This window comes from Sandarakinorhabdus sp. (assembly GCF_040398645.1).
Lineage (GTDB): Bacteria > Pseudomonadota > Alphaproteobacteria > Sphingomonadales > Sphingomonadaceae > Sandarakinorhabdus.
Genome location: NZ_JBBATR010000070.1, coordinates 1,858 through 11,774 on the forward strand (window position 1 = coordinate 1,858; position 9,917 = coordinate 11,774).

Genomic DNA, 9,917 nt, shown 5'->3' on the forward strand with positions numbered 1-9,917 from the left:
TAGGCGACGCCGTCAATGCGCAGTTCCCCGGCTTCGGGATCATAAAAACGTTGGACCAACTGAAACAACGTCGATTTTCCAGCGCCGGACGGCCCAACAACGGCCACCGTCTCACCTGGCGACACAGTCAAGCTGAAGCCGTTCAGCGCCGGCGCGTCGGGTTTTGAGGGGTAATGGAAATGGACATCCTTCAGTTCCAGCAACCCCTGAGAGGTTGCCGGCAGCGGGGTAGGCGTGGCCGGCGCGCGAATTGCAGGGCGGGCCGCCAACAGCTCCTCCATCCGGCCCGAAGCACCGGCAGCGCGCATGAAGTCGCCGTAGACCTCGGTCAGCGTGCCAAAGGCTCCGGCAACCACAGCTGCGGCAAACACGAAGGCGGCAATCGAACCGGCCGACAATGTGCCAGCGATCACATCGAGCGCGCCTTGCCACAGCACCAGCGTGATGGCGCCAAACACAAGGCCAATGACCAGTGACGTCATGACGGCGCGCAGGCGCATGCGAATTTTCGCAGTGGCGAAGCTGCGCTCCACCGCATCGGCGAAGCGGCTGGATTCGCGGCCTTCCTGCGTGAAGGCCTGCACAATGCGAATGGCACCCAGAACCTCTGACACCATGGTGCCCAGATCAGCGACGCGGTCCTGGCTGGTGCGGGACACATCGCGCACCTTGCGGCCGAGCAAGATGATGGGAAGCATGGTGAGCGGGATGACCAGCAGCATCAGCAGGGTCAGCCGCGGCGACACCCAGAACATGTAGAAAATGCCGCCGACCCCGATCACAAGGTTGCGCAGCGCCAGGCTGGCCGACGTGGCCACCACTTGCTCGATGATTGCAGTGTCGGAGGTGATGCGGCTGGCGATTTCGGCGGGACGATTTTCTTCGAAGAACACCGGATCAAGGGTGACGAGGTGGCGCTGCACGGCGGTGCGCAAATCGGCGACCACCCGTTCCCCGATCCACGTCACGAAGTAAAAGCGCACGGCTGTCGCCAGCGCCAATATGATCACCAGCCCAAGAAATGCCGAGAAAAACGGCGTGATCGTTGCCGGATCGCTCCCGCGGGCAAAGCCATTGTCCACCACCATTTTCAGGCCTTGCGGAATGGTGAGCGTGGCAGCCGCCGCAACGGCAAGGGCAGTGAGCGCTGCCAGCAGCTGCCAGGGATAAGCGCCCGCGAACCGCCACAACAGCCGCAGCCGGGACAATTTGCGTTCGGCCAAAGGAGGCAAGGGCGGTTTCGGCGGACGGGAGACCATTGCGGCTCGTAACAGGGGTGAACCGGACGCTCAATGCCTGATGCCTGCGGTTGGGCTCGTCACAGTGTCACTGGTGGTCATGGAGTGGGGCGGGAGCTTAGCTGTAACCGGCTTGCGGCCGTAACAATGACCGCACGGCACATTAGACAGTTTTGCCTTTATGCTGCACCTGCGATGTGGCAGTGCAGCATAGCGGAAAGCAAGCCGCTGACGGAAGGGTGACGATGATCTACACGGCGTTTGAGATGCAGCGAGCCTGGATGGCTGGTTTTGGCATAATGGCCAAAAAAGGATCAAATCTGCTGCTCAGCACGGCGCATCCAATGGCTTGGTCACCCGGCGCTGAATCGATGGCGCGATCGATGGAAGTGTTTGCGCACGCGGTCGAACCGCGCGGCAAGCCCGCATTTGGTCTTGATGTCACCAATGTCGACGGGGTCTCGGTGGCCGTTTCCGAAGAGATTGTGGCCCGCAAACCGTTTGGCCAATTGAAGCACTTTCAGCGCGCTGTGAGCGGCCGCAACGATCCGCGCATTCTCGTGGTCGCGCCAATGTCGGGCCACTATGCCACGTTGCTGCGCGGCACGGTGGAACGCTTGTTGCCCGATCATGATGTTTACATCACCGACTGGCGGGATGCCAAGCTGGTGCCGACCAGCGCGGGCCGCTTTGACCTGAACGATTACATCGATTACCTGATCAGCTTTCTGGAGGAACTGGGCCCCGACACGCACATGCTCGCCGTGTGCCAGCCGTCCGTGCCGGCGCTGGCCGCCGTTAGCTTGATGAATGCTGACAATCATCCGTGCACGCCGCCGAGCCTGACGCTGATGGGCGGACCAGTTGATACGCGCCGGGCGCCAACCTCAGTAAACGATCTCGCGCACAACCGTCCCTTCGCGTGGTTTGAGCAGAACGTCATCCAGAGCGTGCCGAATGTGTATCCAGGGGCTGGCCGCAAAGTTTATCCGGGCTATCTGCAACTGTCAGGCTTCATGTCGATGAACCTTGCCAACCATATGAAATCGCACTGGGAATTGTTCCGGCACCTGATTGAAGGCGATGCAGAATCTGCTGATTCCACCAAGGCGTTCTATCAAGAATATCGTTCAGTTTGTGACATGACCGCCGAATTTTATCTGCAAACTATCGATCTGGTGTTCCAACGCCAGGCGCTGGCCAACGGCGAATTCTGGCATCGTGGCCGCATCGCAGATCCTGCCGCCATAACCCGCACGGCCTTGCTGGCCGTGGAGGGCGAACGCGATGATATCTCGGGCATTGGCCAAACCCGTGCAGCGCTGGATCTGGCCGTCAATCTGCCCGAATCCAAGAAGCATTATTATATGGCCATGGGCGCGGGCCATTATGGCATCTTCAACGGCCGCAAATGGCGCGAAGACGTTGCTCCTGTCGTTGAAGCGTTTGTGCGCACCCACGACATGGCCGAAGTCGCGCCGGCGCCCGCGCGGGTCGCGTTGCCGCATCATGTCGAACCAGCCGTCACGCCCGGAGTCGAGGTTGCCTGATGCCGATATGACGGTGCGCCTGCTGGCGGCCGCCGACGTGGAAGCCTATCGTGCGCTGCGGCTGGCGGGGCTGCGTGCCCACCCGCATGCCTTTGGTGCCGCCGCCGAAGATGAGGCAGATTGGCCCATCAGCAAGTGGGAAACGCGGTTGCAGCAGCGCGCCACGTTTGGCGCGTTCATTGGCGGTGACCTCTTCGGCATAGCGGCGCTTGCGCTCGATGATGGCCGAAAGGTCCGCCATCGCGGCTACCTGGTTGGCGTGTATGTCGCCCCGCCAGCGCGCGGCGCTGGCGCTGGCCGTTCGCTGGTTGCGGCCGTGCTGGCTGCTGCGCGCGGGCAGGTGGAGGAGCTGGTGTTGAGCGTGGCCATTGGCAATGCATCGGCCATTGCGCTTTATCTGGCTTGCGGATTTCGCGCTTATGCCGTCGATACGGATGCCATTCGCGTCGATGGCGTACCCGTGGATGACGTGCTGATGCGCCTGAGACTTTGACCGTTTACCCAGCGGCACCTTCGGCCATCGCAGCCAGTTCCAGCCATCGCGTTTCAGCCGTTTCCAGTTCGGAGCGCAGAGCGTCAAGATCTGCGGAGATTGCTGCAAAACGCACCGGATTTTTCGCGTAAAGCTCTGGGTCCGCAAGCCGGGCTTCACGGGCAGAGATATCAACGGCGTATTTTTCAAGGCGCGCCGGCAGTTCACCGAGTTCACGCACGTCCTTGAAACTCATCTTGCCGGACTTTTTTGCGGTGTTGCCAGTTGTGCCCGGCGCTTGCGGCGTGGTTGACCCAGCCGATCGGCCCTTGGCTTTCCCGGCAGGCACCTGCCGCGCCGCCCAATCGCTCCAGCTGCCGATGCTGATATCGGCATTGCCGTGTCCGTCCAGCGCAACAATCATGGTAACCACGCGGTCAAGGAAGGCGCGATCGTGGCTGACCAGCAGGACAGTGCCGTCATAATCGCCGATCACCTCTTCGATCAGATCAAGGGTTTCCATATCAAGATCGTTGGTCGGCTCATCCAGCACCATGAGATTGGACGGTGTCGCAAATTCGCGCGCCAGCAGCAGCCGCGATTGTTCGCCGCCGGAAAGGCTGGCAGCGGGCGCATCCAATATGCCGGGTTCGAACAGATAATCCTTCAGATAGCCAACCACATGCTTCTTGCTGCCATTGACCTCCAGCCACTCACCGCCATCAGCAAGCACTTCGCGCACAGTGCGCCCGGTCAGGCGCATGCGGTGTTGATCGATGATGGTAGGCAGTAGCGTGGCCGTGCGGGTGATCTTGCCGGCATTCGGCTCGATCTGGCCGAGCAGCAGCTTGATCAAGGTCGATTTGCCAGCGCCGTTGGGGCCGACGATGCCGATGCGGTCACCCTTGCGCACCCGCAGTGACAAATCGTTGAGCAGCATGCGGCCGCCAAAGCCGACCGACACATGCTTGGCATCAATCAGGATTTTTGATCCTGGATCTTCGCTCTGGGTGGCAATGCGCGCCGTGGTCGGCCCGCGATCAAGGCTGCGGCGGCTTTCACGCAAGTCCATCAGCTTTGAAAGCCGTCCCATGTTGCGCTTGCGCCGCGCCGTCACACCGCGCTGCAGCCAATGTTCCTCGGCACGCAATTTCGTGTCGAGGCGCTGGGCGGTGCGTTCCTCCTCCGCAGCGACGTTCTCGGCCCAAGTATCAAAGCCGCCAAAGCCGACTTCGGCCCGGCGCAGCATACCGCGGTCCAGCCACAGGCAATTCTTGGTCAGCCGGGTCAAGAAGGCGCGATCATGGCTGATCACCACCAGCGCGCAGCGGCTGCGGTCCAGCCAGTTTTCCAGCCAGGTAATTGCCGCAATATCAAGGTGGTTGGTCGGCTCATCAAGCAGCAACAGATCGGGCGCGTCCGCCAATACACGCACCAACGCGGCGCGGCGGCGTTCACCGCCCGATGCAGTGGCAGCCGGCCGATCCACATCCATCCCCAGTTGGTCGGCCAATGCCGCTACTTCATAGGGCTGCGCGCCGCCGGCCATGGCATAGTCACCCAACGTGGCAAATTGCGCCATCGGCGGGTCCTGCTCCAGCCGGCCGATGCGCAATCCCGATGCAGAAGCGCGGCGGCCTTCGTCAAAGGCGAGGCTGCCGTCGATGATCTTCATGAGCGTTGATTTGCCGGCACCGTTGCGGCCGATCAAGGCTACACGGTCACGCGCATCGACCGTAAGGGACAGCTGCCTAAACAGAAAATCCCTGCCAGTTTTCAGGCCAACGGCCTCCAGGGTGAGAATGGGATCGGGCATGATGGGCAGGCAGTGGCGAAGGAAGTGCCGGCTGGCAAGAGGGCAAGGCGGCACATTGACGGCGTGCCCGGTTGTGGATCACCGTCCGGCAGGATGGTGCGCTGAGCTCCAGAACCGATGACTCGGCCGATCAAGCTGTTATCGGCTCGCACCACCGCGAGGCGTGCCACCGGCCACCGCGGCTAGACTTCTTGCCAAAAAATGCAGCATGTTGCATTGGATTCATGCATGGATCGTTCACAGATGGTTCAATCACCGCCGGGCAAACGGAGGCTTGGTTAAAGGGATTTTTGTTTGGACATGCTGCCACGGCTTTCCAATTTGCATCTGATTTTGCTGCTGCCGGTGTTGCTGGCAACCGCTGGGCAGGCCGCGGCCGCTCCCAATGACGTGCAGGATATGGTGCGCGCCGGAGAAATCTTGCCGTTCGAGGCTATCCAGCGGCGCGTCATGCAAGAAGCGCCGGGCGAATATGTTGGATCTGACTTCCAGCCGAGCACCCGCATGTATCGGTTTCGTTTTCTCAAGGACGGCAATCTGATCAACATCGATGTCGATGCCCGCACCGGGCAGCGGGTGCGGACGAAGCAGAGTTATTAATTTATTCGGCAAGCGGATGGCGTCCTGCCGCCGCACCGGACATACTAACGGAGTGGCTGCAGCATGCGCGTTCTGGTTGTCGAAGATGAGCCCAGCCTGCGCAACCAGCTCAAGACTGCGCTGGAACAAGCCGGCTATGCCGTTGATGCGGCGAGAGATGGCGAAGAAGGCCATTATCTTGGTGCAAACGAAACCTATGATGCTGTGATCCTAGATCTCGGGCTGCCCGGGCTTGATGGGCTCACAGTGTTGGACCGTTGGCGGCGCGAAGGCCGCATCATGCCCGTGCTGGTGCTGACAGCCCGGGACAGCTGGTCGGACAAGGTGGCTGGCCTTGATGCCGGCGCGGACGATTATCTCGCAAAGCCTTTCCAGGTTGAAGAATTGATCGCGCGGCTGCGCGCCCTGATTCGCCGCGCTGCTGGGCAGGCAACATCGGAGTTGCTAGCGGGCGGTGTGCGGCTGGACGGCCGTTCCGGCCGGGTCAGCCTGAATGGTGAGCCTGTGAAGATGACGGCGCAGGAGTTCAAGCTGCTCAGCTATCTGATGCACCACAAGGGCAAGGTAATCAGCCGCACCGAATTGATCGAGCATATCTATGATCAGGATTTTGATCGTGATTCCAATACGATCGAGGTGTTCATCACCCGCATCCGCAAAAAATTGGGTGCTGATCTCATCATGACCACGCGCGGCCTTGGTTACAGCCTCAACGACCAGATCTGATGCGGCGCTGCCGGTGCTGACCGCGCCCGCCGTTGAGGCAGCCGGCACGCCGCCGAGCAGGCCAGCTGAATTTTTTGATCGCGGCACGGGCCGCTCGCTGCGGCGGCGCATGATCGTCATCGCTGCAGTTTGGATCACGGCCTTGTTGGGCTTGGGCGGCATCGGGCTTGACCGGGTGCTCGACGAAACACTCACGGTTAGTTTTGATGAACAACTTGGTAACACGCTCAAAGCCTTGATCAATTCGGCGGAGCTGGATGAGGTTGGCGAAGTGCGCTTGCTGCGCACCTTGGGTGACCAGCGTTTTTCCGAGCCCTATTCCGGGCTGTATTGGCAAGTATCAGGGCCGGGCCAAGTTGCGTTTCCATCGCGCAGCCTGTGGGACCGTGAGCTTGGCCCGGCGCCCAGTGGCCGCGATTGCCGGCAACCCTGCCGATACGAATCTGCCAGCTTTGCCGGAGAACCGCTGCGGATCATCGGGCGCAGTGTGCGGCTGCCTGGCGGTACGCGGCAGTTTTACTTTCAGGTGGCGCAATCGAGCGCCGATCTTGATCGGCAGCGCGCGCGCACCCGATCAATCCTGATCAGGTCGCTTTCGGTGCTTGGCTTTGGGTTGATGGTTATGACCGCGTTGCAATCGATCTACGGTCTCGCGCCGCTGCGCCGGGTGTCTGATGCAATCGCGGCCATCAGATCGGGCAAGGCCAAGCGGGTGGTCGCGCAATTCCCAGCCGAGGTGGCCCCGCTGGTGGCCGAAATCAACGAACTGCTCGATCACGGCGATGCGCAAGCCGAAGCTGCGCGGCGCCATGCCGGTAACCTGGCTCACGCGCTCAAGACGCCGATGAGCGTCATGCTTGGTGAGGCGCGCGGGCGTGATGATCCGCTGGCCCGCATCATCGAAACGCAGGTGCAGGTGATGCGCCGCCATGTCGATTATCAATTGGCGCGGTCGCGCGCGGCTGGCCGGCGGTCGGCATCGACGGCGCGCACTCCGGTGTTTCCGACGTTGCAGGCGATTGTGCGCACCGTCGAGCGGATTCACGCTGGCCGCGTCACCATCGATCTGGTGGGCGACCGCGGCGCGGCATTTCGCGGCGAGCGCCAGGATCTGGAAGAAATGGTCGGTAATCTGGTGGAGAATGCAGCCGTCCATGGCGGCGGCCGCGTGTTCATCACCATCGCTGCGGCCGATACCATGGTGGACGTGCAGATCGAGGATGACGGCGGCGGCATCCCGGAGGCCAAGCGCAGCCGCTTGTTCGAACGCGGCGAGCGGTTGGACACCGACAAGCCCGGTACCGGGCTCGGCCTTGCCATCGTGCTTGAAGTTGCAGAGCTTTATGGCGGCCGCGTCAGACTTGGCAGCTCTGAAGATCTCGGCGGCTTGCTGGTTACGCTCAGCCTGCCGCGTGCCCCATAATCATGACCATTCGGCGCGCGGACTCTGTTGGTATCAGCTTTGCGCAGCCTGATGATGGCGGATGACCTCATCGATTATGAAGCGCAAAAATTTTTCTGAGAATTCGGGATCGAGATGAGCGCTGGCAGCGAGGCTGCGCAGCCGGGCAATTTGCTGTGCTTCGCGGCCAGGATCCGCAGCAGGCAGGCTGTTGTCAGCCTTGTAGTGCCCGACAGCCTGAGTGATCTTGAAACGCTCCGCCAGCATGAACACGAGCGCGGCATCGATGTTGTCGATACTTTCACGAAATGCTTTTAACACTTGATCGGCCATGAATCTGCCTCCAACGCCGCCACATCGGCAATTTTCCGTTTGCGGCACAGCAGCGCGGGGAGCAAGGCCATGCTTGCAGGATGCCACCGTTTGGCTAGAGAGATTACATGAGTGCGACTATCCATCCGCTGCGGCCGGGGCGTGAGCCTTCCATCGCCCCGCTGATGTCTTTGACGGCGCTGGGCATGAACGCCGTGAATCATGTCATACTCGATCGCATGCAATCGCCGGTCGTGCTCATTCCTGAACTCGCCGGGCACTTGATTGCCGGCGGCGGCAAGCGCCTGCGTCCGATGTTGACCTTGGGCTGCGCGGCGCTGCTTGGCTATGAAGGCACACGTCATTATCGCCTCGCTGCTTCAGTCGAATTCATTCACACGGCGACACTGCTGCATGACGATGTGGTCGACGCATCGGGCCTTCGCCGCGGTAAGGTGACCGCCAACGCCCTGTACGGCAATCCAGCCAGCATCTTGGTGGGTGATTTCCTGTTCAGCCGCGCCTTTGAACTGATGGTCGAAGACGGGTCGCTGCGCGTGCTCAAGATCCTGTCGCGGGCGTCGGCGGTGATCGCCGAAGGTGAGGTGGCACAATTGACGGCGCAGCGCGATGTGACCACCACCGAAGACCGTTATCTTGAGATCATCAGCGCAAAAACCGCAGCTTTGTTTGCAGCCGCCTGCCAGATTGCCGCTGTGGTTGCAGAGCGCGACGAGAAGGCAGAAACGGCGCTTGCCAGCTATGGGCGCTACCTCGGGATTGCGTTCCAGCTTGTTGATGATGCCATTGATTATGTGTCAGACGCGAAAACCATGGGTAAAAATGCCGGTGACGATTTTCGCGATGGCAAGATAACCCTGCCGGTTATCCTCGCCTATGCGCGCGGCAGTGAAGCTGATCGGGAATTTTGGCGCGCCGCCATGACCGGCCGTGCTGCCGGCGATGCGGAGTTAACCCGCGCCGGCGAATTGCTGCAGCAGACCAATGCCGTTGCCGATACCATGGCCCGCGCCCGCCATTATGGCCAGCGCGCCGTGGATGTGCTGGGCGGTTTTGCCAACGGCCCGGCGCGAGCAGCACTCACTGAAACCGTGGAATTTGCCATCGCCCGGGCTTATTGAGCCAAGGCATGGCGCAGCAGCGCTTGCCAGCCCCGCTGCGGCGCGGCAAAACAAAATTATGCAAGCACGTCTTTATCAGCGCCCCAAACACGCCATGCAATCGGGCCATGCCCGCACGGGTGAATGGCTGCTGGAATTTGAACGCGATGATCGCATGCGCGCCGATCCGCTCACGGGCTGGACAGGCAGCGGTTTCACGGCCGGTCAAATCCAGCTGCGCTTCGCCAGCGAAGCGGCGGCCCTGGCCTATGCCCAGACCAATGATCTAACCGTGGAAATCGTGAGGCTAGCGCCGAAAACACTCAGAATTCAGGCCTATTCTGACAATTTCCGCTGATGCGGACCACATCTGCAGCCGCCAGCGTGCGCCTTTATCGGCTTGATGACGGTGATCCGGTTGCTGAAACCTTGTTTTATGGAAACTTGACCGACGCACTGGCGTTGGCGGCGCAGCAGCCTGACGATTTGCAGGCCTGTCTATGGATTGCGACCGACAATGATGTCGTAGCTTATCTCGATCTTGCCGGGCACTGAAGCACAGGCTGGATTTTCGCTGCCGGCCGCGCCATTAGCAAAGACTGCGCGCCCATAGCTCAGCTGGATAGAGCACGTGCCTTCTAAGCACGGGGTCGCAGGTTCGAGTCCTGCTGGGCGCACCA

The 9,917-nt window shown here is 61.1% G+C and carries 11 protein-coding genes and 1 tRNA gene; 9 read left to right on the forward strand and 3 right to left on the reverse strand.

From position 1 onward, the window contains the following. Positions 1-1,259, reverse strand: a 1,259-nt coding sequence (locus ABWP50_RS12075) for an ABC transporter transmembrane domain-containing protein (protein ID WP_353218237.1), incomplete at its 3' end; no start/stop codon positions are given. A 224-nt stretch (positions 1,260-1,483) separates the two neighbouring features. Between ABWP50_RS12075 and ABWP50_RS12080 the strand changes: the two genes are divergently transcribed. After that, a complete protein-coding gene (locus ABWP50_RS12080; protein ID WP_353218238.1) occupies positions 1,484-2,788 on the forward strand; it encodes a polyhydroxyalkanoate depolymerase in 1,305 nt (434 codons plus the stop codon). A 7-nt stretch (positions 2,789-2,795) separates the two neighbouring features. Then, the gene (locus ABWP50_RS12085) at positions 2,796-3,281 is read left to right on the forward strand and encodes a GNAT family N-acetyltransferase (RefSeq protein WP_353218239.1); all 486 of its coding nucleotides are present in this window, start codon (positions 2,796-2,798) and stop codon (positions 3,279-3,281) included. Between the two features lie 4 nt (positions 3,282-3,285). Here ABWP50_RS12085 and ABWP50_RS12090 read toward each other — a convergent pair whose 3' ends face one another. Then, positions 3,286-5,076, reverse strand: a complete 1,791-nt coding sequence (locus ABWP50_RS12090; RefSeq protein WP_353218240.1) for an ATP-binding cassette domain-containing protein — start codon at positions 5,074-5,076, stop codon at positions 3,286-3,288. A 333-nt stretch (positions 5,077-5,409) separates the two neighbouring features. Here ABWP50_RS12090 and ABWP50_RS12095 point away from each other — a divergent pair, with 333 nt between their 5' ends. The 3 genes from ABWP50_RS12095 (at position 5,410) to ABWP50_RS12105 (ending at position 7,825) form a co-directional block, all read left to right on the forward strand. Then, the gene (locus ABWP50_RS12095) at positions 5,410-5,676 is read left to right on the forward strand and encodes a PepSY domain-containing protein (protein ID WP_353218241.1); all 267 of its coding nucleotides are present in this window, start codon (positions 5,410-5,412) and stop codon (positions 5,674-5,676) included. 63 nt (positions 5,677-5,739) lie between these two features. After that, a complete protein-coding gene (locus ABWP50_RS12100) occupies positions 5,740-6,402 on the forward strand; it encodes a response regulator transcription factor (protein WP_353218242.1) in 663 nt (220 codons plus the stop codon). 109 nt (positions 6,403-6,511) lie between these two features. Next, positions 6,512-7,825 carry a sensor histidine kinase gene (locus ABWP50_RS12105; protein ID WP_353218243.1) on the forward strand — a complete coding sequence of 438 codons (1,314 nt, stop codon included), beginning with the start codon at positions 6,512-6,514 and terminating at the stop codon, positions 7,823-7,825. 33 nt (positions 7,826-7,858) lie between these two features. Here the strand turns inward: ABWP50_RS12105 and ABWP50_RS12110 are convergent, their stop codons facing one another. Then, positions 7,859-8,137 (reverse strand): chorismate mutase, encoded by a 279-nt coding sequence (locus ABWP50_RS12110; RefSeq protein WP_353218244.1) that lies wholly within the window; start codon positions 8,135-8,137, stop codon positions 7,859-7,861. Positions 8,138-8,244: 107 nt separating this feature from the next. Between ABWP50_RS12110 and ABWP50_RS12115 the strand changes: the two genes are divergently transcribed. From ABWP50_RS12115 to ABWP50_RS12130, 4 genes are all read left to right on the forward strand, one after another. Further along, a complete protein-coding gene (locus tag ABWP50_RS12115) occupies positions 8,245-9,258 on the forward strand; it encodes a polyprenyl synthetase family protein (protein ID WP_353218245.1) in 1,014 nt (337 codons plus the stop codon). A 58-nt stretch (positions 9,259-9,316) separates the two neighbouring features. After that, on the forward strand, positions 9,317-9,595 hold the full coding sequence (locus ABWP50_RS12120) for an NADH dehydrogenase ubiquinone Fe-S protein 4 (protein WP_353218246.1): 279 nt from the start codon (positions 9,317-9,319) through the stop codon (positions 9,593-9,595). After that, positions 9,595-9,792, forward strand: coding sequence for a hypothetical protein (locus ABWP50_RS12125; RefSeq protein ID WP_353218247.1), 198 nt, complete (start codon positions 9,595-9,597; stop codon positions 9,790-9,792). Before ABWP50_RS12120 ends, ABWP50_RS12125 begins: the two co-directional genes overlap by 1 nt. 48 nt (positions 9,793-9,840) lie before the next feature. Continuing rightward, a tRNA-Arg gene (locus ABWP50_RS12130) sits at positions 9,841-9,917 on the forward strand.

What these genes read in the sequence shown, in the direction of transcription:
- ABWP50_RS12100 (WP_353218242.1), top strand. Translation starts at nt 5,740, where the DNA reads ATGCGCGTTCTGGTTGTCGAAGATGAGCCCAGCCTGCGCAACCAGCTC.
- ABWP50_RS12090 (WP_353218240.1), bottom strand. Translation starts at nt 5,076, where the DNA reads ATGCCCGATCCCATTCTCACCCTGGAGGCCGTTGGCCTGAAAACTGGC.
- ABWP50_RS12115 (WP_353218245.1), top strand. Translation starts at nt 8,245, where the DNA reads ATGAGTGCGACTATCCATCCGCTGCGGCCGGGGCGTGAGCCTTCCATC.
- ABWP50_RS12105 (WP_353218243.1), top strand. Translation starts at nt 6,512, where the DNA reads ATGATCGTCATCGCTGCAGTTTGGATCACGGCCTTGTTGGGCTTGGGC.
- ABWP50_RS12125 (WP_353218247.1), top strand. Translation starts at nt 9,595, where the DNA reads ATGCGGACCACATCTGCAGCCGCCAGCGTGCGCCTTTATCGGCTTGAT.
- ABWP50_RS12120 (WP_353218246.1), top strand. Translation starts at nt 9,317, where the DNA reads ATGCAAGCACGTCTTTATCAGCGCCCCAAACACGCCATGCAATCGGGC.
- ABWP50_RS12080 (WP_353218238.1), top strand. Translation starts at nt 1,484, where the DNA reads ATGATCTACACGGCGTTTGAGATGCAGCGAGCCTGGATGGCTGGTTTT.
- ABWP50_RS12085 (WP_353218239.1), top strand. Translation starts at nt 2,796, where the DNA reads ATGACGGTGCGCCTGCTGGCGGCCGCCGACGTGGAAGCCTATCGTGCG.
- ABWP50_RS12110 (WP_353218244.1), bottom strand. Translation starts at nt 8,137, where the DNA reads ATGGCCGATCAAGTGTTAAAAGCATTTCGTGAAAGTATCGACAACATC.